Origin of the sequence: Kamptonema animale CS-326 (genome assembly GCF_028330895.1) — a bacterium.
Taxonomy (GTDB): domain Bacteria; phylum Cyanobacteriota; class Cyanobacteriia; order Cyanobacteriales; family Microcoleaceae; genus Kamptonema; species Kamptonema formosum.
In genome coordinates this window covers 1-26,287 of the sequence record NZ_JAQMUA010000246.1, presented here as the reverse complement: position 1 = coordinate 26,287, position 26,287 = coordinate 1, and the positions used below count along the sequence as shown (strand labels likewise).

The 26,287-nt window shown below is 44.0% G+C and carries 28 protein-coding genes; 18 read left to right on the top strand and 10 right to left on the bottom strand.

The window, feature by feature from the left end:
- Positions 1-104: 104 nt before the first annotated feature.
- From PN499_RS14465 to PN499_RS14450, 4 genes are all read right to left on the bottom strand, one after another.
- Entirely contained in the window at positions 105-2,591 is a 2,487-nt protein-coding gene (locus PN499_RS14465; RefSeq protein ID WP_272032679.1) for a PAS domain-containing sensor histidine kinase, read from the bottom strand.
- A 489-nt stretch (positions 2,592-3,080) separates the two neighbouring features.
- Positions 3,081-4,289 (bottom strand): AAA family ATPase, encoded by a 1,209-nt coding sequence (locus tag PN499_RS14460; RefSeq protein ID WP_272032678.1) that lies wholly within the window; start codon positions 4,287-4,289, stop codon positions 3,081-3,083.
- Positions 4,290-4,507: 218 nt separating this feature from the next.
- Positions 4,508-5,053 (bottom strand): RNA 2'-phosphotransferase, encoded by a 546-nt coding sequence (locus PN499_RS14455; protein WP_272032677.1) that lies wholly within the window; start codon positions 5,051-5,053, stop codon positions 4,508-4,510.
- 247 nt (positions 5,054-5,300) lie between these two features.
- Complete coding sequence (locus PN499_RS14450; RefSeq protein WP_007357969.1) at positions 5,301-5,519, bottom strand: ssr2422 family thylakoid membrane protein; 219 nt, start codon at positions 5,517-5,519, stop codon at positions 5,301-5,303.
- Positions 5,520-5,792: 273 nt separating this feature from the next.
- On the opposite strand from PN499_RS14450, the gene rpmH reads away from it, so the two are divergent.
- The 8 genes from rpmH to PN499_RS14410 all read left to right on the top strand — a co-directional run bounded on the left by rpmH (position 5,793) and on the right by PN499_RS14410 (position 11,461).
- On the top strand, positions 5,793-5,930 hold the full coding sequence (gene rpmH, locus PN499_RS14445; RefSeq protein ID WP_007357971.1) for a 50S ribosomal protein L34: 138 nt from the start codon (positions 5,793-5,795) through the stop codon (positions 5,928-5,930).
- A 108-nt stretch (positions 5,931-6,038) separates the two neighbouring features.
- A complete protein-coding gene (gene rnpA, locus PN499_RS14440) occupies positions 6,039-6,428 on the top strand; it encodes a ribonuclease P protein component (RefSeq protein WP_272032676.1) in 390 nt (129 codons plus the stop codon).
- Entirely contained in the window at positions 6,418-6,810 is a 393-nt protein-coding gene (locus PN499_RS14435; protein ID WP_007357973.1) for a PH domain-containing protein, read from the top strand. Before rnpA ends, PN499_RS14435 begins: the two co-directional genes overlap by 11 nt.
- 133 nt (positions 6,811-6,943) lie before the next feature.
- Positions 6,944-8,089: a membrane protein insertase YidC gene (gene yidC, locus PN499_RS14430; RefSeq protein ID WP_272032675.1), complete on the top strand. Its 1,146-nt coding sequence runs from the start codon at positions 6,944-6,946 to the stop codon at positions 8,087-8,089.
- An 8-nt stretch (positions 8,090-8,097) separates the two neighbouring features.
- On the top strand, positions 8,098-8,571 hold the full coding sequence (locus tag PN499_RS14425; protein ID WP_272032673.1) for a Jag family protein: 474 nt from the start codon (positions 8,098-8,100) through the stop codon (positions 8,569-8,571).
- Positions 8,572-8,648: 77 nt separating this feature from the next.
- Positions 8,649-9,155 carry a YceD family protein gene (locus tag PN499_RS14420; protein WP_272032672.1) on the top strand — a complete coding sequence of 169 codons (507 nt, stop codon included), beginning with the start codon at positions 8,649-8,651 and terminating at the stop codon, positions 9,153-9,155.
- A gap of 115 nt (positions 9,156-9,270) precedes the next feature.
- On the top strand, positions 9,271-10,782 hold the full coding sequence (locus PN499_RS14415; RefSeq protein ID WP_272032671.1) for an AAA family ATPase: 1,512 nt from the start codon (positions 9,271-9,273) through the stop codon (positions 10,780-10,782).
- 223 nt (positions 10,783-11,005) lie between these two features.
- Positions 11,006-11,461 carry an SH3 domain-containing protein gene (locus PN499_RS14410; RefSeq protein ID WP_272032670.1) on the top strand — a complete coding sequence of 152 codons (456 nt, stop codon included), beginning with the start codon at positions 11,006-11,008 and terminating at the stop codon, positions 11,459-11,461.
- Between the two features lie 188 nt (positions 11,462-11,649).
- Here the strand turns inward: PN499_RS14410 and PN499_RS14405 are convergent, their stop codons facing one another.
- Positions 11,650-12,159: a DUF2808 domain-containing protein gene (locus PN499_RS14405; RefSeq protein ID WP_007357981.1), complete on the bottom strand. Its 510-nt coding sequence runs from the start codon at positions 12,157-12,159 to the stop codon at positions 11,650-11,652.
- 302 nt (positions 12,160-12,461) lie between these two features.
- On the bottom strand, positions 12,462-12,599 hold the full coding sequence (locus tag PN499_RS14400; RefSeq protein WP_272032667.1) for a hypothetical protein: 138 nt from the start codon (positions 12,597-12,599) through the stop codon (positions 12,462-12,464).
- On the opposite strand from PN499_RS14400, the gene PN499_RS14395 reads away from it, so the two are divergent.
- Both PN499_RS14395 and PN499_RS14390 read left to right on the top strand, forming a co-directional pair.
- Positions 12,577-13,497, top strand: a complete 921-nt coding sequence (locus PN499_RS14395; RefSeq protein WP_272032666.1) for a HipA domain-containing protein — start codon at positions 12,577-12,579, stop codon at positions 13,495-13,497. The genes PN499_RS14400 and PN499_RS14395 overlap by 23 nt on opposite strands.
- Positions 13,494-14,252, top strand: coding sequence for an HIRAN domain-containing protein (locus PN499_RS14390; RefSeq protein WP_272032665.1), 759 nt, complete (start codon positions 13,494-13,496; stop codon positions 14,250-14,252). The genes PN499_RS14395 and PN499_RS14390 overlap by 4 nt, the downstream gene beginning before the upstream one ends.
- On the opposite strand, the gene PN499_RS14385 is transcribed toward PN499_RS14390, so the two are convergent.
- Both PN499_RS14385 and PN499_RS14380 read right to left on the bottom strand, forming a co-directional pair.
- Positions 14,235-14,921, bottom strand: a complete 687-nt coding sequence (locus tag PN499_RS14385) for a response regulator transcription factor (RefSeq protein WP_272032664.1) — start codon at positions 14,919-14,921, stop codon at positions 14,235-14,237. The two genes, PN499_RS14390 and PN499_RS14385, sit on opposite strands and share 18 nt — an antisense overlap.
- Complete coding sequence (locus tag PN499_RS14380) at positions 14,884-16,017, bottom strand: sensor histidine kinase (RefSeq protein WP_272032662.1); 1,134 nt, start codon at positions 16,015-16,017, stop codon at positions 14,884-14,886. The genes PN499_RS14385 and PN499_RS14380 overlap by 38 nt, the downstream gene beginning before the upstream one ends.
- 255 nt (positions 16,018-16,272) lie before the next feature.
- On the opposite strand from PN499_RS14380, the gene PN499_RS14375 reads away from it, so the two are divergent.
- The 8 genes from PN499_RS14375 (at position 16,273) to PN499_RS14340 (ending at position 24,792) form a co-directional block, all read left to right on the top strand.
- A complete protein-coding gene (locus tag PN499_RS14375) occupies positions 16,273-16,608 on the top strand; it encodes a potassium transporter TrkA (protein ID WP_272032660.1) in 336 nt (111 codons plus the stop codon).
- Complete coding sequence (gene kdpA / locus PN499_RS14370; RefSeq protein ID WP_272032659.1) at positions 16,593-18,290, top strand: potassium-transporting ATPase subunit KdpA; 1,698 nt, start codon at positions 16,593-16,595, stop codon at positions 18,288-18,290. The genes PN499_RS14375 and kdpA overlap by 16 nt, the downstream gene beginning before the upstream one ends.
- 114 nt (positions 18,291-18,404) lie before the next feature.
- Positions 18,405-20,501: a potassium-transporting ATPase subunit KdpB gene (kdpB, locus tag PN499_RS14365; RefSeq protein WP_272032658.1), complete on the top strand. Its 2,097-nt coding sequence runs from the start codon at positions 18,405-18,407 to the stop codon at positions 20,499-20,501.
- 69 nt (positions 20,502-20,570) lie between these two features.
- Positions 20,571-21,173 carry a Uma2 family endonuclease gene (locus PN499_RS14360; protein WP_272032657.1) on the top strand — a complete coding sequence of 201 codons (603 nt, stop codon included), beginning with the start codon at positions 20,571-20,573 and terminating at the stop codon, positions 21,171-21,173.
- Between the two features lie 62 nt (positions 21,174-21,235).
- Positions 21,236-21,505, top strand: a complete 270-nt coding sequence (gene kdpF, locus PN499_RS14355) for a K(+)-transporting ATPase subunit F (protein ID WP_272032656.1) — start codon at positions 21,236-21,238, stop codon at positions 21,503-21,505.
- Between the two features lie 124 nt (positions 21,506-21,629).
- Positions 21,630-22,226, top strand: a complete 597-nt coding sequence (gene kdpC, locus PN499_RS14350; RefSeq protein ID WP_272032655.1) for a K(+)-transporting ATPase subunit C — start codon at positions 21,630-21,632, stop codon at positions 22,224-22,226.
- Positions 22,227-22,268: 42 nt separating this feature from the next.
- Positions 22,269-23,447: a histidine kinase gene (locus PN499_RS14345; protein WP_272032654.1), complete on the top strand. Its 1,179-nt coding sequence runs from the start codon at positions 22,269-22,271 to the stop codon at positions 23,445-23,447.
- A gap of 112 nt (positions 23,448-23,559) precedes the next feature.
- On the top strand, positions 23,560-24,792 hold the full coding sequence (locus tag PN499_RS14340) for a cation:proton antiporter (RefSeq protein WP_272032653.1): 1,233 nt from the start codon (positions 23,560-23,562) through the stop codon (positions 24,790-24,792).
- Between the two features lie 12 nt (positions 24,793-24,804).
- Here the strand turns inward: PN499_RS14340 and PN499_RS14335 are convergent, their stop codons facing one another.
- The gene (locus PN499_RS14335; RefSeq protein WP_272032652.1) at positions 24,805-25,047 is read right to left on the bottom strand and encodes a hypothetical protein; all 243 of its coding nucleotides are present in this window, start codon (positions 25,045-25,047) and stop codon (positions 24,805-24,807) included.
- A gap of 295 nt (positions 25,048-25,342) precedes the next feature.
- Positions 25,343-26,287, bottom strand: a 945-nt coding sequence (locus PN499_RS14330; protein ID WP_272032650.1) for a calcium-binding protein, incomplete at its 5' end; no start/stop codon positions are given.

Here is a 26,287-nt window from a genome sequence, read left to right as displayed (position 1 = left end):
GCTTCGCTTCGCTCGCAATGACAAGTATTTAACCGGATATGGTATTAGTTGTTAGTTGTTGGTTGTTAGTTACCAATTAGCAATTAGCAATTAGCAATTACCCATTACCTAAAAGGTATTGTAATCACAAATTCCGTACCCTGTCCAGGCTCAGAAAAACATTGCAACTCGCCGCCATGTTTCTCAACTACCAAATGGTGAGAAATAGATAGCCCCAAACCAGTCCCTTTCCCAGTAGGCTTAGTAGTAAACAACGGGTCAAAAATGCAGCGGCGAACTTCCTCCGTCATACCCGGCCCATTGTCCTTAATTGCGATCGCCACCCCCCGATCCTCCACAACTTCAGTACGAATCTCAATTATATGGCTTAACGATGAATTTTCTTTCCCACGTCCGCTACCATTAACTGTAAATCCCTCTTCCAAAGCATCAATAGCATTAGTCAACAGGTGCATAAACACCTGATTTAGTTGCCCTGCATAACACTCAATTCGCGGCAACTTCCCATACTCCTTAATCAGAGAAATCCCCGGTCGTCCCGCCTTAGCTTGGAGTCGATTTTGCAAAATTAACAGCGTACTATCTAAACCTTCGTGAATATCCACTGGCTTCATATCAGCTTCATCCAAACGGGAGAAATGGCGCAGACTTCTCACTACATCTCGGATACGTTCTGACCCCACTTTCATCGAATCCAGCAGCTTTGGCAAGTCTTTCTTCAAGAAATTTAAACCCATTTCTTCTTTTTCAGCTTCAATATTCTCCACCGGGTTTGGATAGTGTCGATCGTAAAGTTCTACCAACCTGATCAAATCTTGAGTATAGTGACTCGCATGAGTAAGATTGCCAGAAATGAAATTCACGGGATTATTAATTTCATGAGCAACACCTGCAACTAACTGTCCCAAAGAAGACATTTTTTCAGTCTGAATCAATTGAGTTTGAGTACGTTGCAATGCTGAAAGTGTCTGTTCCAACTCCGCAGCTTGGTGCCGAAAACGCTCTTCCGATTCCTGCAAAGCTAAAAGTACCTGTTTGCGTTCAGTAATATTTTGTGTCATCGTCATCCCTGCAAACACTTCTCCATGTTCGTTAATCAGAGGTAGAGTATGAGCTAAATAAACCTGATTAGCGACAGTCATTTCTGAAACCGTTGGCTGTCCTGCCAGTGCAGCTCGATATTGAGGCTCAACTTGTTCGCAAACTTCTGGAGGGAAAACTTCATAAAGAGTTCTGCCTTCCATTAACTCTTGAGAAAGACCAATTTTTTCTAATTCCGTCCCTTCAGCCAGAGTAAAGCGGAGGTCAGAATCAAATAAAATTACCGCGCCATTAGGGAAATTCCTAGTCAATGCCCGATACTTTTCTTCAGATCGGCGCATGGCGGCTTCCATCCTTTTGCGCTCTGTAATTTCTAACCCGACAAATACCGCAGCCCTACCTTGATGGTACTTCTGAGCGACGATTAAATAAGTGCGGGACACTCCTTTAACAGTAGCTGTTACTTCTTTAGAACTAGCCCAATCTGGACTAGCAAAAAACTCGTAAACTAAATCGTTAAATCTGGGGCTAGTCTCTAAAAACCCTACTTTTTGTCCGACAAAAGCATGGGTTGATAATTTGTAAGCAGCGGCTAAATGCTTGTTTACGCCTAAGTAGCGCAAATCGGAACTTACCCAAGAAACCAATCCCGGTACAGCATCTAATACTGCTTGAAGTTGTTCTTTAGCATCTAAAAGTGCTGCCTGTGCTGCTTTGCGCTCGGTGATATCGCGGGCAAAGGCGCAGTGATACTCAATACCATTGAATTCTAAATAGTTGACAGTTACTTCTACGGGAAAACTGCGACCCCGTTTGGTTTCGCGGCGAGATTCAAAGGTGAAGGAACCTTGTTGTTTGACTAAGTTCCAATGGTTTGGCCATGTTTCTGCTGACAATTCGGGGTCAATGTCGTGAATGCTGAGTCTTAGCAGTTCTGAACGGGAGTATTGTAAGGAATGGCAGGCGGCTTCGTTGACGTAACACAGTTGCCCGTTTGAGGTCATCCAGAAGACGGCATCGGCGGCGCGATCCATCGCAAATTGAGTTAGTTGTAGCGCTTCTTCTAGGTGCTTGCTCTCGGTGATGATTTCGGTGAAGAGTATCAGGCCGCCGATCGCACCGTCGCTGCTATACCAAGGCTGAAATACCCATTTCACCCACTCAATTTTACCGTTGGGTATGATAAAAGTTTCTGATTCGCACTCCGGGAGTATTCCTGCTAGGCAAGCTTGGGCGTTTTGCCACCAAGTATCGGGGAGGTTGGGGAAGAGTTCGGAGTGAGAGCAGCCGATCGCATCGTAGCTGCTGTTGCCGTAATCTTTTTGCCACCGCCGAGAAACGGCTAGATAGCGCATTTCACGGTCAACCATGGCGACGGCTGCGGGTATGTATTCTACAAATCGGCGAAATCTCTCCTCACCCTCAGACATGACCATCTCTGGAGGTTGGTTCGCAGTCAGGGTCTTCCCATTGGTGTAAGTCGCCAATACCGGAATTGTCGGCTGAGCTTGGTTTGTATGCACTTTTGGGATGCCCTCCTTGTCGGTCATGTTTCAAAATTATCTGGGATGTTAATTGAGACACCCCAGCTTTCTCTGGTCACTGAGTTGATGGGTTTAACTTATAGGGGGTCTAACCCCTTATTAATAGCATCTCCGACATAAGCTTGTCTATGGATATTTGGTCTGATTTATCTCTCAGACGCGAGGGCAATTCCCATCGCCATCGTTGTCACCATCGAAATTCCGAAAGCGAGCTCACTCGCCTTTGAGCAGTTACGCAGTCCGCGATCGCTTTTCCGGTGAATTAAGTAGAACTAAAGCCCACCAAAAGTAGATTTTTGAAAATAAGCAGCAAAACAGGTCGGCAGATTTTCCCGTTCAGTGCTTGTTTGCAGCGTCGTCTGAGAAAACCGCCTGGATGCAACCTGATGTTTTTGCGCGTCGGCATCGACTGAGATCCTGAATTAAGACTCAAAACTCGAAAACCAAAGCTTCACAAAAATTCAGTAAATTTACTGGGAAAATAGCCCTCTTTACTCAGACAAATTTGTAGGTAAATTCACTGGTAAAATCGACCCTTCCCTTCCGTAAAACTGCTGGATCTAGTCTTTCAGTCGTATTGCACGTCATCAAAACTACGAGTTTTTGCTGAACTTGAATGCCATCTTCATCAATGACACTCTGGTATAAGGTTCCGTCGAGTAAACTCAGAATGTGCTCGGTTTTACTATTGCGCTGAGCTGCGTCGCTGGCACGATTTTGTGCCAAATTATCAGCTTCATTAATAATAATACAAATTCGCTCCAAATAGCTAGGCGGTACAAAATTTTCTACAGCATCGTGATCCAAGATAAAAATTACATACCCCAAAGGCATTAGAATTTCCTTGGCTACAGCTTGCGTCCAGGCAGTTTTGCCAGTCCCTGGTTCTCCGCTGACGAGTACGGCCAATTGGCTGCGATCGAGTACCGCCTGCTGCACTGTATCAGTAAAATTTTGGATATCAGGGGGAAATGTCCGAATTGGATATTGACTCTGAACTTGTCCAACCCGGCTTTTGTAACCACTGAGAATCACGGCCAGATTGTAAGTAGCTTTATTTACCATCGGCGCGATATCTTTCGACATCAAAGTATAGCGCCTGCGTCCGCGATCGTAGTCATCTATTTGCAGCCAGCAGGAGCGTTGCGGCCAAAAAGCATAAACAGTACCTAAAACTTCCAGACGATCCCAGCTTACAAATCGCTCTGTTGGGTAATAAAAATGCCGCTCCATAAAGCACTGGGTAACAATCTCCGGCTTACCCAACAAAGTCAGAATCTTGAAAATTGTAATTTCCTGCAATTTGTTGAGAACATAATCGATAGGAATACTATCGCGGCTAACTAATTGAGTAACAGGAGTTTCTATACTCAGAATGTCTTTATACCGATAATCTGGACCTAATGGTTGAGGGGTAATATAGTTCCAGAATTCGTCAATTTCATAGCGGGTGTTTTCAGAAAATACATTTAAAATATTTGCGAACCAGCTATATTGATTGCGACCGAGAGCATCAGCGAGATCGCTGGCGATATCCAGAGTTTTTTGAGTGAGTTCTAAGGGATCGTTAGTTGCTAAATGCAACAGATAACTCAAGTTAAACTCTCTATATAATGGTCGCCAACCAGCGCCTAATAGCCCTCTACTTTGAGGGTTGTTTTGGAGGGAATTGTCTTGGCGATCGCTAAAGTATCCTGAACCCATTATTTCCAATCCTCGGTACAAAATTTTAAATTTTAATATGACTTTCTTACCCTGCTTGGTAACGCCGCCCTCTAGATATTTTTTTTACAGCTAGGGCGGCGACCTTACACTATTAATCTGTCAGTAGTTGAATGCTGCGATTAGTAGAATATTTCTTTCCTTCGCGATATAGATTATGGCAGCCCCTACTCTACAAGGTGCGGGAGTAATTTTGTGGCTCAGGTTAGCTTTAGATATTCCGGCGGAACGTACTCGACAAGCCAAACTCCATTTTCAGAACAGTAAAATGTATAACCTCGATCGTGCATTGCTTCTGCGGCTATAGTAAAAACTACTGGTAAACCGTGCCTTGCTCCTACTTTTTGCGCTGTTTCTATATTAGCAGATAGATGCACGTGGTGTCGGGACATTTTGCAAATTCCACTCTTGAGAATAGACTCGACTGCACCTTTTCCAGTTCCGTGATATAACACATCAGGAGGAACAGCAGGCTCTAATTGTAAATCAACTGTTATACTATGTCCTTGGTTAGCACGAATTAGAGTGCCTGTGGAATCAAATGAGAAGCGTTGTTTGTCGTTTTTTACGACTACTTCTTTGAGTTCTGCCAGTTCAATAGGGAAATTGCGAGCGCTGCTTGCAGCTAGGAGTCGATCGACAGCAACCCAGCCGCCAGGAGAGAACTCGATGCCTAAGCGCTCTGGTGTGTGCCGAAGATGTTTACTTAGATATTTGCTGATTTTAACTAACCGAGAGTTATTCATATATTGATTCTTCCTTCTCCCTTTAACCTTTCTGAAAAAAAAGCAGAATTTCTTTATGTAGTACTTGCTATACTACATTGTCTGTACGAAGGTGTCAAGAGCGGGGAGAAAGTTATTTGATTGAGTTTTATATTAAATTGTGAACGATCGCTTATTCCTTCAAGGCGAGGAGTTTTGTGCGAACATCCGCTTGGGAAACCTGGAGTAAAATCTATCCCTAGGTTGAGGCAAGTCGCCAAGAAATCAGCTACCTACGGAGAATTGAAGTAATAATTATAGTAATAGTAGCACTGGCAATCAGACTGAAAGCAAGTTGCACAACCCACTGTGTAGCTTTTTGATAGTTATCGAATTTGTCATTGGATCTCTCAACATCAGTTGATAGCCTCTCAACATCAGTTGATAGCTTGTCTAGCTTTTCAATCACATTTACCAGCGTCGGGTCAGAGTTAGGATTAGTTGACATAAAATCATTTAAATAATGTCGTTAGGAGTGAAACGAAACAATCCCAGTTAATGGCAATTGCTGGGTCGATCGCCATGAATTGCAATATCTCTACTTGCCTAAATTCTAATTTTTCCATAAAATCATTAAAATACAAGCAGACTCAACATTATTGATAAAGGCTCTAACCGAGTAAATTACAACTTTTAGTCTTGAAAGTAACGCCATAATAGAGTAAAATCAAAGATTGTGACTTTTAACGCAATCTAAACAAGCTCGCCGGGAGGAATCGGGATGACACAGCAAACCTTACATGGAACCAGCCGCAAACGCAAAAGAACATCAGGTTTTCGCGCCAGAATGCGAACCAAAAACGGTCAAGCCGTAATTAGCGCCCGCCGCAAAAAAGGTCGTCACCGCTTAGCAGTCTAGAAAAAAATCTCTCGCGAATGGCAACGCCTTACCAGAAACCCGGTTTCTCGTGCCAAACGCAGCTTAAATGTTGCCTTCAGTGAAACCAGGTTTCTGCCACCAGACCCCATGTTGCCCCCAGCCAACCGACTTCGGCGCAAAGAAGACTTCAGTGCCGTTTACCGCAAAGGAATTCGCCGCAATTCCCACCATCTGACATTAAGAGCTCTGCGGCACTCAAATAAAGCCGAATTAGCTCAGCAGCAAACAGACTTGAAATCCTTGCCTGCAACGTGCATCGGCATTTCTATTAGTCTCAAAGTTAGCAAGCGTTCAGTCGTCCGCAACCGAATTAAGCGACAGATTCGAGCCGCCCTGCGGCAGATGTTGCCCCGCATCTCTCCTGGGTGGAATCTAGTAATTGTAGTTCGGCCTACAGCCCAAGAGTGCAATTATGGTGAATTTCTGCAAGAATTAGAGCAGTTGTTGGTAGAAGCGGAGGTGCTAAATGGGAATTAAAGAGGAAGTCTTTTATGAAGGCGGGCCGGCGATCGCAGACTTGATGATTAACCTACTGTTAGGTATGACCGTAGTCGGCTTACCCCTAGCCGTAGGAGCCATAGTCCGATCGCTCTGGCTGCGCTACCGGATCACCAACCGCCGAATCTCAGTCACCGGCGGCTGGATGGGAGGCGATCGCACGGACATAGTTTACTCAGAAATTGTCAAAATAGTAAAAGTACCACGCGGTTTCGGCACCTACGGAGATATGGTCGTCACCCTCAAAAATGGTGGCCGCTTAGAACTTCGGGCAATTCCTAGATTCCGTGAAATCTACGATTACATAAATGAAAAACTGTCTCCAGCAGCTCAAAAAGCTAGCCTCACAACCTCTAAGTGACAAATTTTAAGGTAAAACCCTTAAATTTAGGCTGTAACCGCCTACCTTCTGTCACCTCAAAACCTACTAATCCCCAAGGATTGTAGTTACTTTAAATTAGAAAACTCAGAGCACTTAAGTTAAATCAAAGCTAATGGATTTTGGTATCTCGTTTCTCTCCAATAACCTAATGCTACCGATCCTAGATTTTTTCTACGGGATCGTGCCTAGTTACGGTTTAGCGATCGTAGCTCTGACGCTTGTAATTCGCTTTGCCCTTTACCCGCTAAATGCAGGCTCCCTTCGCAATATGCGCCGCATGAAAGTAGCGCAGCCATTGATGAAAGAGCGAGTTGAGCAAATTCAGAAGCTACATAAAGACAATCCTGCTAAACAGCAGGAAGAAATGAGCAAAGTATACAAAGAATTTGGCAATCCCCTAGCTGGATGCTTCCCGCTATTGGTGCAAATGCCAGTGCTATTTGCCTTATTTGCCACTTTGCGAGGTTCGCCTTTTTCTGATGTTAACTATACCGTTAACCTCCAAGTTCTACCTCAAGAACAGATCGAACGGGTACAACCGCAAGCTTTCGCAACTCCTCCTCAAAATATTTACATCGCCGATAGCGTTCACGCTCCGATCATCGGCTTACTTCCAGGGGGAGACAAACTCGGAGTTGGCGAAAAAACCCATCTAGAGTTTCAAACAGTTGAGGGCAAACCGCTAGCGGCTGTAGCAGCAGAATACGATCAAAATACGCTTGTCCCCCATTGGAAAGTAATCAAAGGGGAAGAGCGGGTGCAAGTGGATGAACAAGGGAACATTACAGCTCTAGAACCCGGAGATGCAACGATTCAAGGCACGATCCCTGGTTTGGCGACAAACAAAGGCTTCCTATTTATTGAAGCCCTCGGCCGTGTCGGCGCGATCGATCCAGACGGCAAGATTCACTGGGATATTCTGGTAATGATCCTGGGTTTTGGTATTAGTTTATATGTGAACCAAACCCTTTCTGGACAAACCCAAGGGCCGAATGATAATCCCCAGCAGGCGACAATTAACAAACTCACTCCCGTAATATTTTCCGGGATGTTTTTGTTCTTTCCTCTGCCAGCAGGTGTGTTGATGTATATGCTGATTGCTAACATCTTTCAAACCGTCCAGGCTTTCATTTTGTCACGGGAACCCTTACCGGACAATCTCCAGAAAATAGTAGACGAAGCCGAGGCTAAAGCAAAGAAAGATAAGGGAGAAGATGCACTTCCTTTTGAGCCGGGACGTACTAAGAAGAAGGCTTGATACTAACCATGAGTGAGAATCAAATACAGCGCGGACAGGAATGGTTAGAAAAACTACTCAGCCTGTCCAAAATTCCCTCAAAAGTTATCCCTAGCCATCAAGAAGATGGCTACTGGTTAACTATTGATGACAGTAGCCTGACACCAGCTCAGATTGAAATTCTAATCGGTTATGAGGGTACGGCAATCGATGCAATTCAGTATCTATGCAACACAATTGTAAACATCTCTGAGGAGCAAGTTGAGCCAACTGGTTACACAATTGAACTAAATGGCTATAGATTGCATCGCCTCAAGGAATTGCAAGCGATCGCAGAAAAGGCAGCAGCACAAGTGCGGCAGACGGGAGAACAATTTGAACTCAAATCTCTTTCTTCTGCGGAACGTCGTCAAGTTCACAGCCTTTTGAGCGAATGCGACGATTTAGAAACTTATAGCATAGGACAAGAGCCAGACCGTCGATTAGTCGTGCGGTTGCGCTGAGTTAATTTGGGGTTTGAGATTTGCTAGCGATCGCAAATCCCAAATCCTAAATCGCAAGAGGAAGGCGAGGTATTAAGATGGATGCAATTTATATCCCCCATCTACTCAAAAAAACAGAGCAGAAAGAGGAAATTGAGTTTGAAGAGTTACTGCCGGATCTAGAAACTCTTACGCCTGTAAGAGGCTATTTACGAGTGACGCACCAAGGGACTTATCTGGATGTCAGGGCGAAGGCAGAAACAATTGTTACTCTCACCTGCGATCGATGTTTAAAACAATACAATCACCGTTTGGCAGTTAATACTTCGGAAATGATTTGGCTGGATGAAGCAGCAAATTCAGTAGAGTCAAAAGCGGGAGAAATCGAAGTCGATTTAGAAGATTTGGTAGAAACTTTGTCTCCTAACGGCTATTTTGAGGCGGGAGATTGGCTATATCAGCAAATATGTCTGGAAATGCCACTGAGAAAGTTGTGTGACTCTAAGTGCCGGGGCATTCAACTCACAGATGCCGATAAATCGCAACCTTTGTCTGATGCTCGATGGGCTTCTTTAGAAGCTCTGAAAAAGCAATTACCTGGATAATATTTTGTTAATTGTTAGTAGTTAGTGGTTAGTGGCAATCGATCGCCCATAGCTAAAAAATTAAAAAATTACAACTAACAACTAACAACTAACAACTAACAATTACCAATTAACAATGTCCACTTTTAGTAACGAGTTTGAACTGCTACTGCGATCGCGCTATCCTGTAATTTACATTCCCACGCGGGAGGAAGAACGGGCAGAAGTCGCGATCGCGCACTCTGCTAAAAATTTAGGAAATCGAGCCGTTTATATCTGGGATTTTGTCGATGGCTACCAAGGCAATCCCAACGATCTCGGCTTTGGTAAACGCAATCCTCTACAAGCTTTGGAATTTCTGGAAAAGTTGCCCGCTTCGGCTCCGGCAATCTTCATTTTACGCGACTTTCAACGATTTTTAGAAGATATTTCGATTTCCCGCAAGCTTCGCAATCTCGCCAGATCCCTGAAATCTCAGCCTAAGAATATTGTCATTATTTCTGCTCAGATTGCTATTCCCGATGACCTGGGCGAATTATTGACAGTTTTAGAGTTTGCGCTGCCAACGGCTGCGGAAATCAAAATTGAGGTAGAACGCCTGTTAATGGCTACTGGACAGCCTGTAGAAGGGCGCTTGTTGGATGAAATGGTGCGTTCCTGCCAAGGGCTTTCTATCGAAAGGATTCGGCGGGTGTTAGCGAAGGCGATCGCTACTCGCGGCGAACTTCAACCCGATGACGTAGAATTAATCTTAGAAGAAAAGCGCCAAACTATCCGCCAAACTCAAATTTTAGATTTCTATTCAGCCCGTGAAAATATTTCAGACATCGGCGGTTTAGATAATCTCAAAGAATGGTTACTGCGACGCGGAGGCGCTTTTTCTGAAAAAGCCCGACAGTATGGTTTACCGCATCCGAGAGGGTTACTGTTAGTAGGTATTCAGGGAACGGGTAAATCTCTAACAGCAAAAGCGATCGCTCACCATTGGCATTTACCCCTATTGCGATTGGATGTTGGCCGCCTATTTGCGGGATTAGTCGGCGAGTCGGAATCTCGCACTAGGCAAATGATTCAGTTAGCAGAAGCGCTTGCACCCTGCGTACTTTGGATCGACGAAATTGACAAAGCTTTTGGCGGTTTCGACAGTAAAGGAGATGCAGGTACAACTAGCAGGGTGTTCGGGACTTTTATTACTTGGTTAGCAGAAAAAACTTCTCCCGTTTTTGTTGTAGCTACTGCTAATAATATTCAGTCTTTGCCGCCAGAAATGCTCAGAAAAGGTCGATTTGATGAGATATTTTTCGTGGGTTTACCGAATCAAGAAGAGCGACGTGCTATTTTTGAAGTGCATTTATCTAGGCTAAGACCACAGAGTTTAAAAAACTATGATTTAGAGCGCTTGGCTTATGAAACTCCCGATTTTTCAGGGGCGGAAATCGAGCAAACTTTGATTGAAGCAATGCACATTGGTTTTAGTCAAAATCGTGATTTCGCGACGGATGATGTTTTAGAAGCTGCTAGTCAAATAGTACCCTTAGCCCGAACTGCACAAGAACAAATCCAATTTCTTCAGGATTGGGCCGCCGCCGGCAAAGCTCGCCTAGCTTCCCGATATGGCAGTTTAAGCCGTCGGATTCAAGCAGAATAGTTGCTTTGGGTAGAGGCTAGGGGAAGAGAGGGAGCAGGGGAGCGGGGGAGCAGAGGAGATGGGGGAGATGGGGGAGATAGGGAGGATGGGTAATTAGCGATTAGCGATTAGCGATTAGCGATTACCAATTACCAATTACCAATTACCAATTACCAACTAACAACTAACAACTAACAACTAACCACTAACCACTAACAACTAACCACTAACAAATTACAGTTTTATGAGTTTATCTGGCTTATTCAAATTTATTGTCGGTTTTCTGTTAGCGATTGTGCTTCTGACTGGTGCGAGTGTGGCGGCTGCACTTTATTTTGCTGCTAAACTAAGCGCCCTACCTGAAAGACCAACATTCCCCAATGAGGTGAAAACTTCCCAGACTGCGATCGCGAAGCCAAAGTTAACAGCAGCCTCGAACCCAGAACCAGCCTCTAGCGATACCCCCTCACCGAAACCGCTAGAACCAGGCGCTTACCGCGCGATCGTGACTCAGCCTATTGGGTTGATTCTAAGGGATAGTCCGACGCGGGACTCGAACCGGATTGGGGGTATTGCTTATAAGGAAAAGGTAATAGTTGTGGAAGAAACTCCTGATAAACAGTGGCAGCGGGTACGCATTGAACAGGAAGATCGCGAAGGTTGGGTAAAAGGCGGTAATACTGAGAAAACTGAGGAGTAATCACCATCTTTTATAGCTCTGCTCAGAGAAAAATATTTCTGCAACTTTGTTTGCTGCTGCGATCGCAAGACTACAGGACTTACGCACCCAACCAAAGAAACCGGGTTTTTTGACGAAAATACTTCTTTTGACCCACAGATTCTCTCAAAAACCCGGTTTCTAGGGCAGCGTTGCAATTAGCATTTGGCTTACTGAATGCTCAAAATCCAAGTGCCAATGTAACGAAGTAAGGGTGCGTCGCCAGGGGTGCGAATACGAGCGTTGAAATTGTACATTCCGCCATTAGTAGGATTTTTGACATTGGAGAGTACGATCTCAACGTTGTTACCCGCCGGAATTGGCTCGATGGGATAAATTTCAATCAAGTTATTTTCTTTATTCCACAGTACCTCTTGCAGCGGGACTGCTTTGCCTTTGACGCGCACTTCTATGTTTTTGGGATCGAATTCACCTTTGTAGTAGTTGGGATAAGATATCGCTAATTGTGCGATCGCTAAAGGCAGTTTTTTGGCGGGAATCCGCAAGCGATAGCGATCCCACATTCCGACTGTGCCGTAGTCCAAGCGGAAGCTCAACTGGTTCTGCCGTTCCGGGCCGCCAAAGATGGTGAATCCCGGCATCCCTTGCCCTAAGCTGATGGCAGGTAAGCCTGTCAACAAGAAACCTGTCATTGCTAAAGCTGAAAATAAGCGCCGCATATTTTTTTCCTATTCGTCTCTCTTAATTGTATAATTCTACAGTTTACTTTTAAACTGGCAGGATAATTATATTTGAGGGGCTTAACTTTAGTCCCCTTGGTGTTAGGGCTCTAAGGCGATCGCGATCGTAGCAATGCCAACCTCATCCATTGTTCCCACTTCGTCTCCTCCAGAAAACTGTACCCAAACTACAAATTTTATTAGGACTTACACAAAAAACCCTGAGAGAAACCGGGTCTCTGGTTTTAGCCGGCGTGTTTGCGATCGAGAATCGGTTCAGAAACCCGGTTTCTGGCCTCGATTTACTCAATAGTTAACAATTCTTCCGCCACTAATCCTTTCTGAATAGCAACAACAGCCGCCTGAGTGCGATTGGATGGTGACATCAGTGCAATATATTCACATGAAAATCGCTGTATGCCCGAAGAATTTCCCATCATTATTGTCACTCAAAAAGCTTGGGAACTCTCTAATACCGAGGCAATGGGTAGCAAATATAAGTTTTGGTTTAAACATTCAGAATTTGACCGCTACCTCTACAAACAAGCTACAAAAAACTTAGGTGAAGATTGGGCAGAGAAAGTAGCCTCTGAATTGTGTAAACTATTGGGAATTCCTCATGCTAATTATGAACTGGCAACCACTTGGGACGGAAATTGTGGGGTAGTTTCTCCCTCCTTTTTACCATCAGGGGGAACTCTCGTTCACGGTAACGAACTTCTCGCCTCCATCGTGCCAAATTACCCCACATCTAAAAAATATAAAGTGTCTGAACATACTATTGATATAGTCTTGAGAGTAATCTCTAATGAATCTGTGAACTTACCCATTGGTTGGATAGCACCCAGAGGCATTCAAAAAGCTGTTGAAGTATTTGTCGGCTATATCCTGTTAGATGCGTGGATTGGCAACGGCGATCGCCACCATGAAAATTGGGGACTTGTACGAAATAAGGTAATATCTAATTTAGGGGAAATAATATACCTAGCTCCTACTTACGATCATGCCTCTAGCTTAGGTCGAGACCTTTCAGATGAACAAAGACAAAAACGCTCACTTGAAGCTTATGTTAACAAATGTTCTTCGGCATTCTATGAGAGCATTGGCGATCGAAAGCCCCTCAAAACTCTTGATGTATTTAACCAGGCTGCACGCTACTATCCTGAAGCAGCCTCTATATGGTTAAACCAGCTTGAAAGTATCTCACAAGCAAATATACTAGATATTTTTAATCGAATTCCTAACACTCGCATCTCGCCTATTGCCGCCAATTTTGCCCAAAAAATTATTGAATTCAACCAACACAGATTGCTTAAGTTGAGGGAAACGCTACCATGAAGAAATTGAAAATTCTATTTTTAGCTTGGCAAGACCCACATAGTCGCTCCTGGTTCCCCATTGGTAAGCTAACATTCGACGGAACCAACTACCAATTTACCTACACCCAAGGCGCTGAAGAAGCTCAAAAAAAGTGCAATTTTCAGCCATTGCTCTCATTCCCAGAATTAGAAAAAGTCTATACATCAACTTACTTGTTTCCTGTATTTGCTAATCGGTTAATGCCGAAAAATCGACCCGACTACTTAAGTTTTATTCAATGGCTTAATCTTTCCCCCCATGAACAGGATTCAATTAGTATCCTAGCCCGGACTGGGGGGCATAGAGAAACAGATACACTCTCCGTTTTCCCCTGTCCAGAACCAGATTCAGAAGGCAAATATCGACTACACTTTTTTTTACATGGACTACGGTATTTACCACAATGTACAATAGAAAGAATTAATCGATTACAAGTAGGTGAAGAGTTGTGGTTAGCTCACGAATTTCACAACAAGCACGATCCTCAAGCATTAACTTTAAATACAGAAGATCATTACATTGTCGGGTATTGTCCGCGATATTTGAACAGTGAAATTTTGGCACTATTAAGTAATTCAAGTTTAGAAAAGTCGCGTGTAGAAATAGTTAATCAACCATCAACACCGCTTCAGTTTCGCTTACTGTGTAACATAACTGCTCAATGCTCTAATGAATTTATTCCTTTTTCAAGTCGTGAATATCAGTCTCCGATCGCTTTAACTTTCAATAGTTAACAATTCTTCCGCCACTAATCCTTTCTGAATAGCAACAACAGCCGCCTGAGTCCGATCGCGCACTTCTAACTTTTGCAAAATCGCGTGGACATGAACCCGCACCGTCCCCGAAGCAATGTACAATATTTGAGCTATTTCTTGATTGCTTTTACCCGCCGCTACCAGTGCCAAAATTTCTTGTTCTCGCTTAGTTAGCGGATTTTCTAATTCAGATTTCGGCACAAATTTCGACTCATTATTAGTAATTGCTGACCTAATTTCCGTAGTTGCGGCCTTATCCCACCAAGAAGCACCCGCCGCCACTGAACGAATTGCCAAAACTAAAGTTTCTGCGGCAATTCCCTTTAGGCAATATCCCTGAGCACCCGCTGCAATTAACCGCTCAATTAAGGGTTTTTGGGAATGAGAAGTTAACACCAGTACGGGAATTTCTGGATGGCGTTGCTTAATTTGCTTGCAAGCTTCAATCCCTCCAATTCCCGGCAATCCAATGTCAAGAACAACGACATCTGGCAAATGTTCCTGAGTCAATTCTACCGCTGTTTCTCCATCTTCAGCCTCAGCAATCACTTGCAAGCATTGCTCTTGCTGTAACCTCGTCTGGAGTCCCAGGCGAAATAATTCGTCGTCTTCAACCAGTAGAATTCGTAGGGGATGAACAGGTTTCATAAGGTGGGATAGCGGGTAGTCGAAATCCAAACAAAGCGCCGTGAGGTAATCTGTTTTCTGCCCAAATTATACCGCCATGAGCTTCAATAATTTGGCGAGATAAGTATAGTCCTAAACCGGAACCTTTAGCTTGGCGGTGGCTGTGTCCTTGATAAAAACGCTCGAATAAATAAGGCAATTCGCCATCGGTAATTCCTGCTCCAATATCAATAATTTTAACAATCTGATAAGCTGAATCAGACTCCATGATAATATCTACTTTCCCGCCGCGAGGCGAATGATTAATCCCATTAGTAAGTAAATTAGAAAAGACGCGAACTAATTGCAAAGCGTCCCCATTTACCCATAAAGCACGGCGGAAATCTGAGGCTCCATAACTAATATCAATATACACCCGCCGCGATGCTGATAAATCTCTGAGTTCAGTAATTACCTCTTCTGCCAAAGTAACCAAATTAACAGGTGCAATTTTGAGATTTAATCCCTCACTATCGTTGCGATAGACATCTAAAAGCGTTTCCACTAATTGTAGAGTTGTGCGGTGCGATCGCGCCATCATCTCCAGAACTTTTTCCCCAGCAGGCGCAACAGCGCCAAATTTCCCTTGCTGAAAAGCTTTGATAGTTTCGATCGCCCCCAACATCGGCGTTTTCAGATCGTGGCTCAAAGTCGAGACAAAATCCTCTCGCATACTGGCTAGCCGCTGTTGAGATTGCAATTCCGCCTTGGCTTGAGCGATCGCTTCTTGGTACTGCTGGTTGCGATCGCTTAGCCACCCAGTCACCCCCAGCGCCATCACCGCGATCAGCCGATTTGCCACCGTCGCTAGCTGTATCGGGTGTCTGTGGGGAACAAACAAATTTAATAGCGTTAACGCCCACGCGATCAGCACGACTTCTAACTTAGCTAACCGACTAAAGCGGGAATTTGCTAATAAAATCGGCCCCGTGTATAAGTAACCGAATACATAATCGGCTGGTGTTGCAAACTCCAGCGCAGCGACAATAACGAATAAGCTAACAATTAGCCAGCGTGAATTCAAGTGCGACTGGTGAATTGCCAGTGTTTTTTTGATAGTCGATAAGCGATGTAACATCTGAGTTTAGTTGTACATAAGTGCCACTATCACAGTCTATTGTAAGCTAAACAATTAGCGTTTAGACTACATCTATATCTACAAGTATAGATTTTAACTTCTGTCTAAACGTTATTCTATAGCTCAAAATATAGGCAATATAGCTACAACTGACCAACCCTAGTTTATATCTTTAGGCTAATTATCAAAACCACTCTAAGTCAGTATATTGATCGTCAAAGGCAAACCATGCTGTCGATCCAACCGCAGTTATTTATGAGCGTTGTAAAACCTACCTCGATCGAAGTCCAAATCCAATTTAATAGTTGTTATTGCGGCATAGATTTAAATAGTTTACAATTGCCTAATAACTGCCAATGCTTGGGGCTACTAAGAAATAAAAAAGTAATTCTAGCCAGCGATAAGCCTACCATCTCCTGCGGAGATTACATTTTAGCAGTGGCACTTTTTTCAGCCTTTGCACCAGAACTAGAATTTACCTTAAAGAAAACTCATCCGGTTTTGTGGTCTTCTTTTAGAAGCCAATTACCGAGTGAAACAGCCGATAAATCTAACAATGACTTTTTTACACAGTTATGTTGCAAGGATTAATTCAGATTGCATTCACGCTAATTATCTTAGCAATTATCTCGCCTTTCTTCGGAAACTACATGGCGCGGGTATTCCTGGGAAAAAATACATTTCTCGACCCCATTGCTACACCCTTCGAGGAATTAATTTATAACGCAGGCGGTATTCGCCAAGATTCGATGACAGGTTGGCAGTATATCCGTGCATTGCTTTACAGCAATCTCGTGATGGGAATTTTTGTTTATTTAATCTTCGCGCTTCAGGGAATATTACCCCTAAACCCTACCAACTTAGCAGCGCCAACTTGGGATACATCGCTGCATACTACTATTTCATTCCTAACAAATACTGACCAACAGCATTACTCAGGTGAGACAACTTTTAGTTATTTATCTCAGTTAACACTAGGGTTTTTAATGTTTACCTCAGCCGCTACGGGTTTGGCAGTAGGTATTGCTTTTATTCGAGGATTAACTGGGAGACAACTGGGAAACTTTTACGTCGATTTAATTCAGTCAATTACCAGAATATTACTGCCTATTTCTATCATCGGCGCAATAGTTTTGATAATTGCTGGTGTACCGGAAACTCTCGCAGGGCCAGCGACAGCAACAACCCTAGAAGGCGCAACTCAAATAATTGCTAGAGGGCCCGTTGCCCATTTTGAAATTATCAAGCAGCTAGGCGAGAATGGCGGAGGATTTTTTGCCATCAATTCTGCTCATCCGTTTGAAAATCCCAACAGTTTTACTAATCTACTAGAAACTCTAGCAATGGTTTCTATTCCTGCTGCCCTGATTCATACTTACGGAATCTTTGCTAATAACAGAAAACAGGGATGGCTAATTTTTGGGATGGTGTTTATTATCTATATAGTCCTAATTGGAATTGCCACAGTTGGCGAGTACCAAGGCAACCCTCAAGTCAATAGTTTACTAGGAGGAATTCAGCAGGTAAATTTAGAAGGCAAAGAAGTTAGATTTGGGTGGGCGCAAACTGTTTTGTGGGCTGTAACTACTACTGGGACAATGTGCGGTGCTGTCAACGGAATGCACGATTCTTTGATGCCTCCCGGCGGTTTTGTTACTCTGTTTAACTTATTCCTACAAATCGTCTGGGGGGGACAGGGAACGGGAACGGCTTACCTATTTATTTACTTGATTTTGAGCGTGTTTCTTACTGGGTTAATGGTAGGAAGAACGCCAGAGTTTTTGGGGAGAAAAATTGAGAAGCGCGAAATCGTTTTAGCCAGCGTTGTGTTGCTAGTTCACCCGATTGCGATTTTAATTCCGGGTGCTATTACTCTCGCTTTTCCTGATAGTCTGAGCGGTATTAGCAATACAGGATTTCACGGTATTTCGCAAGTAATTTATGAATATGCTTCTGCTGCTGCTAATAACGGCTCTGGTTTTGAAGGCTTAGCAGATAGCCAACCGGCAACTACAGGATTATGGTGGAATTTGAGCGCCTGTTTTAGCCTTTTAGCAGGTCGCTATATTCCAATTATTGCTCTATTGTTGTTAGCAGATAGCATGACTAATAAACAACCAGTACCCGAAACTACTGGAACTCTCAGGACAGATACGGTTTTATTTACTAGCGTTACTGCGGGAGTAATTTTGATTTTAGGTGCGCTAACTTTCTTCCCAGTTTTAGCTTTAGGGCCGATTGCGGAAGGATATAAAATTAGCAGCGGTCTGTAAATTACTCGTAACGCCGCCCTCTGGGCAGTAATTTACCGCCCAGAGGGCGGCGTTACGTAAGTTCTGTAATGATTAATTTCTCCTGTTATAAGTTCACAACCAAAAAGATCGAATATGGCTTTTTCTAATCCCTCTGATTCCAAAGAAACCCGACGCGCAAGCGGCCCTCGCGAGAGTCGCAGACACACGCCAAAAGTAAATACACAGGGGCTTTACCAAAGAGCTTTCAAAGATGCTTTCGCGAAGTTAAACCCGCGAATCATGCTCAAAAACCCTGTAATGTTTATTGTTTGGGTTGGCACAATTGTGACGGCATTACTAACAGTCGATCCGACCTTATTTGGCAGAGTACCTGGTGAAAATCAGCGGTTATTCAATGCTTTAGTAACAGCAATTCTCTTCTTTACTGTTTTATTTGCTAATTTTGCCGAAGCTGTGGCCGAAGGACGGGGGAAGGCGCAAGCAGACGCGCTGCGATCGACTAAATCAGAAACAACTGCCCGCAAAATGTTGCCTGATGGCACAATTCAGGAGGTAAGTTCTACATCCCTGAGACGCGGCGACACCATCAAAGTAATTTCAGGCGATATCATTCCCGCTGACGCAGAGGTGATCGCAGGGATGGCCTCTGTAGACGAATCTGCGATCACTGGGGAATCCGCGCCGGTGCTCAAGGAACCGGGTTCAGATGTCGCGAGTTCGGTTACTGGCGGTACTCGCATCATTTCTGACGAGCTCACCTTGCGGGTGAGTGCCGATCCCGGTAAAGGATTTCTCGATCGCATGATCGCGCTGGTGGAGGGTGCAGAAAGGACAAAAACGCCGAATGAAATTGCCCTAACGGTGTTGCTGGCGGTGTTAACACAGGTGTTTTTGATTGTAGTGGCGACGATTCCGCCTGTGGGAAATTACGTAAAAACGCCTGTGGGGGTGGTGACGCTGATCTCGCTATTGGTGGCGCTGATTCCCACAACGATCGGGGGATTGCTGAGTGCGATCGGCATTGCAGGGATGGATCGGGTGGCTCAGTTTAACGTTGTAGCGACCTCTGGGCGGGCGGTGGAGGCTTGCGGCGACGTGAGTACGCTGATTTTGGATAAAACGGGGACGATCACGCTAGGAAACCGTTTGGCGGAGGAGTTTATCCCAGTGAATGGTCACTCTCTGGGGGAGGTGGCGACGGTGGCGATCGCGGCCAGCATATTTGACGAAACGCCGGAAGGGAAATCTATTGTGCGCTTAGCTGAGAAACAGGGCGCTAGCGTTGATTTTGAGCGTTCTAAGGCTCAAGGAATTGATTTTTCAGCGAAAACGCGGATGAGTGGCACGGATCTGCCCGATCGCCGCGAGGTTCGCAAGGGTGCGGTGGATGCGATTAAGGGGTTTGTGCGATCGCGCGGCGGCAATTTGCCACCAGATTTAGATACCGCTTACGAACGAGTTTCGCGGTTGGGAGGCACGCCTTTAGCGGTTTGTCAAGATAACGATGTCTACGGCATTATCTATCTCAAAGACATTATTAAACCAGGGATTCGCGATCGCTTTGACCAATTGCGGCGGATGGGAGTTCGCACCATTATGTTAACAGGTGATAACCGCATTACTGCTTCAGTAATTGCGGAAGAAGCAGGCGTGGATGACTTCATTGCAGAAGCCACGCCGGAAGATAAAATTGAAGTAATTCGCCAGCAACAAGCTGAGGGTAAATTAGTAGCAATGACGGGAGATGGTACTAACGATGCACCTGCATTAGCCCAGGCAAATGTGGGGGTAGCAATGAATTCGGGAACTCAGGCGGCGAAGGAAGCAGCAAATATGGTGGATTTAGATTCTGACCCGACAAAATTGATCGATTTAGTGACAATTGGCAAGCAGTTGTTGATTACGCGCGGGGCGTTAACTACCTTTTCTTTAGCAAATGACATTGCTAAATATTTTGCAATTATTCCAGCAATGTTTGCACCAGTGAGCGCTTTAAATGTGATGGGTTTGGCGAGTGGACAGTCTGCTGTTTTGTCGGCATTAATTTACAATGCTTTGATTATTCCAGCTTTGATTCCCCTGGCATTAACTGGGGTGAAGTTCCGGCCATTGAGTGCCAATCAGTTATTACAGCGCAATATTTTGATTTACGGATTAGGAGGTGTAATTGCTCCATTTATTGGCATCAAGATTTTTGATGTTTTGATTGCGGCTATTGGGCTAGCTTGATGAAGTTCGCAACAGCAATGTACAATATTAACAGGTATCCACTGACCACTTAGCCATTAGGAATTACCTATGAATCCTCTAGTTTTGGAAAAACCAATCGGTGAGAGTACCCAGCTCATCACGCTCTATGATATTAGTTGGGAGAAATTTGAAGCCATAGAAGCAACCTTAGATGGTATCCCAGGCGTGCGCTTAGTCTACCTTGACGGAACTTTAGATATTATGACTCCACTTTCTGACGAACACGAAAAAGGTAAGAGCACTCTAGGTAGGTTACTGGAAACTTATTTTCTTGAAAAAGATATCCGCTCTTATACTTGTGGCAGCAAAACTATTGGCAATATAAAATTAGGAGGGAGAAAAGAACCCGATGAGTCTTATAATTTGCAGACTAACAAAGATATCCCTGACTTGGTAATAGAAGTAGTCGTTACCAGTGGTGGGGTGAATGTCCTAGAAATTTACAGGCGAATCCAAGTTCCTGAAGTTTGGTTCTGGCAAAGAGGTCAGCTTTCGATCTATTGTTTACGAGAGCAGCAATATGAACAAGTAGATCGGAGCGAATTGCTGCCAGAGTTGGATTTAGAGTTGTTAGTTCGCTGTGCAAATATGCCGGATCAATACGATGCAGTGCTTGAGTTTCGGAATGCACTTCGCCAGCAACAGACTTGAAGAGTGCTTACGCAAAAATATCCGTAATGCCTGGTAAGTTCTAACAAAAAAATGGATAATTTATGAAAGGTAATGATGTGCTTAATGAGATTTTACCTAGCAATTTTAAAGAAGTAGTTGAGTTGTGGCAAATGCTGCATCGCCGCCACCCCGTAACCTTACAGCTATTTCTTTTAATGTGCTTAAATTTGGTAATTGCCCCTGCTGTTTATGCGGCGACAGGTGAAGAAATTACGCGGAAAGCTGCCTGGGCAATTGGCATTCTAGGCTTAGTTACGTTGGGGCTTTCTGTTTATTTATTCGTCGTGATTTTTCAGCCTGAAAGATTCTAGCAAGTTTTGTAAGGTGGGCGCTACTATCCTCTAAATTCAGGCAAAAATATTAATGTTTGTAGCGCCCACCCTACCAATAACAATTAGCCATTAACCATTAGCCATTAATTAAATGAGGTCTAAAATGAGAGAAATAATCAGAGCAATTCGCGTTACCCTAGTCTTGTGGGGAATCACCGCAATCATCTATCCATTGCTAATGGTAACAATTGGTCAAACAGCCTTCAATAACCAAGCAAATGGCAGCCTAATTACCAATCAAGAGGGACAAATAATTGGTTCAACTTTAATCGGTCAAAACTTCACATCTCCGCGCTATTTTCAAAGCCGACCTAGCACCACAAATTACAGCAGCTTTACTGAAAAAGAACGCGATCCAAAAAATACAGGACAAACTACAGGCGTATCGGGAGCGAGTAACCTCGCTCCCAGCAATCCAGACTTATTAAAACAGGTGGAAGCAAGAGTAAATAATCTCAAAACAGCAAATATTCAACCGACTGCCGATCTAGTTTATACCTCGGGCTCTAGCCTCGATCCTCATATTAGCCTAGATGCCGCTAGATCCCAAATTCAGCAAGTAGCAGCAGCACGTTCAATCAATCCCAATCAAGTAGAAATGTTGATTGCTAAAAACACAGATGGGAGATTTCTAGGAATCTTTGGCGAACCTGGTGTTAACGTTCTCAATCTCAATCGTGATTTAGATAGTTTACAATAGTTTAAAATAGTTATTAGCCAACATCCTAACTATTGATTTGCAATGATTGAGAAAAGAGAACTCACAAGCAATCCGAACTTACTCGAACACCAACCGGAGCAAATATACGAGCGCATCCGCCGTCGGGGGAAACACAAAATATTTATCGGTATGGCTCCTGGTGTTGGCAAAACTTTCCGAATGCTGGAAGAAGCACACAGACTTAAAGAAGAAGGGATTGATGTTGTTATCGGGTTATTAGAAACTCATGGGCGTAAAGAGACAGCAGAGAAAAGTTGGGGACTAGAAATATTGCCGCGTAAACAAATGCAGCGCGGCGATAAAATTCTCACAGAAATGGATGTTGATGCTATCATCGAACGCCATCCTCAGCTAGCATTAGTCGATGAATTAGCTCACACTAATGTCCCTGGTTCCCTACGAGAAAAGCGATATCAAGATGTTGATGTAATTCTTGCTGCTGGGATAGATGTTTACTCAACTTTAAATATTCAGCACATAGAAAGTCTTAACGATTTAGTAGCAAGAATTACTGGGGTAATAGTGCGCGAACGCATTCCCGATCGCATACTCGAAGAAGCCGACGAAGTAGTTGTGATTGATGTCACGCCGGAAACTCTGCAAGAACGATTGCAAGAAGGTAAAATATATGCTAATGAAAAGATTCAGCAATCTTTAGATAACTTTTTCCAGCGCCGTCACTTAATCGCGCTGCGGGAATTGGCTTTACGCGAAGTAGCCGATAATGTGGAAGAACACGCGATCGCACTTCACGCTAGCTACGGAAAAGACTCCAATTTAGTCGGCCCAGTTTGCAATATTCACGAACGGGTGATGGTGTGCGTTTCCACTTATCCCAATTCCGTACAACTGCTGCGGCGGGGGGCGAGAATTGCCAGTTACATGAATGCTCCATTTTATGGGCTTTTTGTCAACGATCCTGACCGATTTTTAACGAAAGCTGAAACTTTGCACGTTGAGACTTGCGAGAAGTTGTGTAAGGAATTCGGCGGGCAATTTTTACGGATTAATAGCCAGAATGTGGTGAAAGCGATCGCAGATGTCGCCAAAGAGTACCGCATTACCCAAATTGTACTCGGCGAAAGCCAGCAGTCGCGCTGGAAATTGTTGTTACGGGGTTCGTTGACTCAACAAATCATGCGATCGCTTAAACACATAGACTTGCATATTATCGCCACTGAAAAAACTGTCGAATATTAATTTCAATGATTTAAAACTTGTAACGCTCGCTTACTTCATTACTTCAGAAAGATGATTTTTCACGTATTTCCAGTAAGAATGCACTTGGAGGAATAGTGGAGAGCGTGCCCCTGTGGATATTTACATTCTCGATTTACTCGTTATTGGCTTGCTCCTGCTCAGCGTAACATTAGGTTCTGGCTGGATTGCACGATTGCCCCTGTCCTACGCTTTAATTTACCTGGTAGTTGGTATCGGACTGGGCCCCTACGGTGTCAAACTCATTGAATTACGGCCTGATGCTCAATTCATAGAGCGGTTGACAGAATTTGTGGTCATCGTCTCTTTGTTTAGTTGCGGCTTAAAAATGAACCGTCCGCTCAAAATGTGGGCCTGGAATTCAACAGTGCGGCTAATAGGTTTTCTGATGCCGATTTCAATTTTTGCTGTGGCTTTTATCGGGCATTTTTTTTTGAATCTAGACTGGGGGCCCGCAATTTTATTAGGAGCAATTCTCGCGCCTACAGATCCAGTATTAGCCTCTGAAGTCCAATTAGCTCACCTTGAAGATAGAGATGAATTGCGCTTTGGCTTGACTTCCGAAGGCGGTTTGAACGATGCGCTAGCTTTTCCTTTTGTTTATTTCGGCATTTACTGCTTAAAAGATAGCAATTGGGAGAACTGGTTTAAAGAGTGGGTAATAATTGATGTAATTTGGGCTATCTCTGCTGGTATTATCATGGGCATTTTAGTCGCCAAAACGGTTAGCTGGTTTGACAAAAAACTCCAACACTTTCGACCAGTTGACCAATTAATGGAAGATTTCATTGCCCTCAGCACGATTTTGCTAACCTATTCCCTCACTGAAATTGTCAATGGCTACGGATTTCTCGCCGTTTTTGTAGCGGGAATGGTGGTACAAAAAAGTTACTGCAACCCCGAAAAACCGATTTCGCAACTGCACTTCATCGAAAGAATTGAAAAGCTAGCGGAAATAGGAACTATCTTAATTTTGGGTTCTATTTTGCGATTAAAACCTATGCTAGCATTTGCAGGGGAAAGCCTATTGGTAGCTGGACTTTTGATTGTGGCAATCCGACCAATAGGAGCCTGGATTAGTACCATCGGTACCTCTTTTCACCCCGCAAGCCGCTGGTTATTTGGCTGGTTTGGGATTCGCGGAGTCGGCTCCCTGTACTATCTCACCTATGCCTTTGGTGAAGGTTTAAAAGGAGAATTAGGAGAGGAAATTGCCTGGATTACCTACACAACTGTCGCTATTTCCGTGATTATACACGGGATTAGTTCGACCCCGCTGATGAGCTGGTACGAACACCGCGTCAAAGGTGTTCCTGCTGCTAAATAGGCAATATCTCAACTATCCTTCTTTCTGCCACATTTGCCAGGTAGCTCCAACAGCCGCACCAGCCCCAGCAAATAAGCCGACGCTCATGCCTTCCAAAGTTTTGAGTAAAGGGTCTTGGGTTAAGCACTCGCTGGTTACTGTCTCAACACTTTGACAGCGATCGATCTGAGCTTGACTAGCAGTGCCTCCCAGGATGACTCCCGTAACGCTACAGGCAACAATAAAAAGTAGAAGTCGGTTTATCTTTATACCCATAGATAGATGATGTTGTGAGAAGTTTAAGCAACGATTTTGCTTATTCTACCTACATAACCCAGGGTTTGCACATCAGGGAATATACGGAATTTAATCGCTAGGGGCTAGAGAAGAGAGAAGAAAGAAGAGAGAAGAGGGAAAAGCTTGACGAAGCAAGGGATTATGAACCAGCTTCAAGTAATGGCGATGTAATTGCTAAGCGATACGAGAAAGTGGCTGCAAATTATAGAGCCACGATCGCGATCGCTCATATTACTGTTGTGCTTATAGCTGGAAAACACACCCTAGACTCTAACTAAATTATTACTTGCTTGAAATCTTCAGCGCTAATCGTCGTTGCCGCCACCCCTTTGAGAGTAGCTAAAACTTGACCGCTACTGGCAATAGCGATCGAAGTTGAATTACTGTCAGAGGCGATCGCGAGTTGTCCAAATGTCAACTCACCGGATAATCCTATCAAATCTTGACCTTTTTGGAAATCCATAATTATGTGAATTCCCTGACCTGATGTTAGCAGAAATACATCGTTGCCAGAACCACCAGTGAGAGTATCATCACCTAGATCGCCGCTGAGAAAGTCACTGCCGCTACCGCCAGTAAGGATGTCATTTCCTTTACCTCCGTAGAGCGTATCGTCACCATTGCACCCATCAATAATATCCTCATTATTGTTCCCAAATAATAGGTCGTTGCCGTCACCACCACAGAGAGTATCGTTGTCTTTTCCTCCATAGATTGTATCGTTATCAATGTCTCCAAAGATTAAATCAGCATCTTCATTGCCAAAGACTAAATCGTTGCCATTTCCTCCCAGTATGGTATCTGCACCTAAGTTGCCGTAGATGTTATCATCTCCATCTTCACCTAATAAAAGATCGTTCTCCTTACCGCCGAAAATGCTATCGATATCAATGCCACCAAAAATTGTATCGTTAGCACTATCCCCTCTAAGTAAATCATTACCATCGCCGCCAATTATAGCGTCGTCATCTTTGCCTCCATAAACGGTGTCGCTATCTGTGCCGCCGTCTATGTAATCATTTCCCAGATTGCCAAATAGCACGTCGCTGCCACTACTACCGCTGAGGTTGTCATTATTTCCCATGCCGTAAATGGTGTCATTCCCAGCAAGTCCATCGATCGCATCGTTAGCTATATTACCCATCAGTAAATCGTCAGAGTTGCTGCCAGCAAGCGTGTTGTCGGTGGTGTTGGGGGTAATATTGCTGCTGCTGAGACT

Bases quoted from the DNA above. Each gene is read 5' to 3' on its own strand.
- PN499_RS14465 (WP_272032679.1), bottom strand. From the start codon at position 2,591: ATGACCGACAAGGAGGGCATCCCAAAAGTGCATACAAACCAAGCTCAG.
- PN499_RS14460 (WP_272032678.1), bottom strand. From the start codon at position 4,289: ATGGGTTCAGGATACTTTAGCGATCGCCAAGACAATTCCCTCCAAAAC.
- PN499_RS14455 (WP_272032677.1), bottom strand. From the start codon at position 5,053: ATGAATAACTCTCGGTTAGTTAAAATCAGCAAATATCTAAGTAAACAT.
- PN499_RS14450 (WP_007357969.1), bottom strand. From the start codon at position 5,519: ATGTCAACTAATCCTAACTCTGACCCGACGCTGGTAAATGTGATTGAA.
- rpmH (WP_007357971.1), top strand. From the start codon at position 5,793: ATGACACAGCAAACCTTACATGGAACCAGCCGCAAACGCAAAAGAACA.
- rnpA (WP_272032676.1), top strand. From the start codon at position 6,039: ATGTTGCCCCCAGCCAACCGACTTCGGCGCAAAGAAGACTTCAGTGCC.
- PN499_RS14435 (WP_007357973.1), top strand. From the start codon at position 6,418: ATGGGAATTAAAGAGGAAGTCTTTTATGAAGGCGGGCCGGCGATCGCA.
- yidC (WP_272032675.1), top strand. From the start codon at position 6,944: ATGGATTTTGGTATCTCGTTTCTCTCCAATAACCTAATGCTACCGATC.
- PN499_RS14425 (WP_272032673.1), top strand. From the start codon at position 8,098: ATGAGTGAGAATCAAATACAGCGCGGACAGGAATGGTTAGAAAAACTA.
- PN499_RS14420 (WP_272032672.1), top strand. From the start codon at position 8,649: ATGGATGCAATTTATATCCCCCATCTACTCAAAAAAACAGAGCAGAAA.
- PN499_RS14415 (WP_272032671.1), top strand. From the start codon at position 9,271: ATGTCCACTTTTAGTAACGAGTTTGAACTGCTACTGCGATCGCGCTAT.
- PN499_RS14410 (WP_272032670.1), top strand. From the start codon at position 11,006: ATGAGTTTATCTGGCTTATTCAAATTTATTGTCGGTTTTCTGTTAGCG.
- PN499_RS14405 (WP_007357981.1), bottom strand. From the start codon at position 12,159: ATGCGGCGCTTATTTTCAGCTTTAGCAATGACAGGTTTCTTGTTGACA.
- PN499_RS14395 (WP_272032666.1), top strand. From the start codon at position 12,577: ATGCCCGAAGAATTTCCCATCATTATTGTCACTCAAAAAGCTTGGGAA.
- PN499_RS14400 (WP_272032667.1), bottom strand. From the start codon at position 12,599: ATGATGGGAAATTCTTCGGGCATACAGCGATTTTCATGTGAATATATT.
- PN499_RS14390 (WP_272032665.1), top strand. From the start codon at position 13,494: ATGAAGAAATTGAAAATTCTATTTTTAGCTTGGCAAGACCCACATAGT.
- PN499_RS14385 (WP_272032664.1), bottom strand. From the start codon at position 14,921: ATGAAACCTGTTCATCCCCTACGAATTCTACTGGTTGAAGACGACGAA.
- PN499_RS14380 (WP_272032662.1), bottom strand. From the start codon at position 16,017: ATGTTACATCGCTTATCGACTATCAAAAAAACACTGGCAATTCACCAG.
- PN499_RS14375 (WP_272032660.1), top strand. From the start codon at position 16,273: ATGAGCGTTGTAAAACCTACCTCGATCGAAGTCCAAATCCAATTTAAT.
- kdpA (WP_272032659.1), top strand. From the start codon at position 16,593: ATGTTGCAAGGATTAATTCAGATTGCATTCACGCTAATTATCTTAGCA.
- kdpB (WP_272032658.1), top strand. From the start codon at position 18,405: ATGGCTTTTTCTAATCCCTCTGATTCCAAAGAAACCCGACGCGCAAGC.
- PN499_RS14360 (WP_272032657.1), top strand. From the start codon at position 20,571: ATGAATCCTCTAGTTTTGGAAAAACCAATCGGTGAGAGTACCCAGCTC.
- kdpF (WP_272032656.1), top strand. From the start codon at position 21,236: ATGAAAGGTAATGATGTGCTTAATGAGATTTTACCTAGCAATTTTAAA.
- kdpC (WP_272032655.1), top strand. From the start codon at position 21,630: ATGAGAGAAATAATCAGAGCAATTCGCGTTACCCTAGTCTTGTGGGGA.
- PN499_RS14345 (WP_272032654.1), top strand. From the start codon at position 22,269: ATGATTGAGAAAAGAGAACTCACAAGCAATCCGAACTTACTCGAACAC.
- PN499_RS14335 (WP_272032652.1), bottom strand. From the start codon at position 25,047: ATGGGTATAAAGATAAACCGACTTCTACTTTTTATTGTTGCCTGTAGC.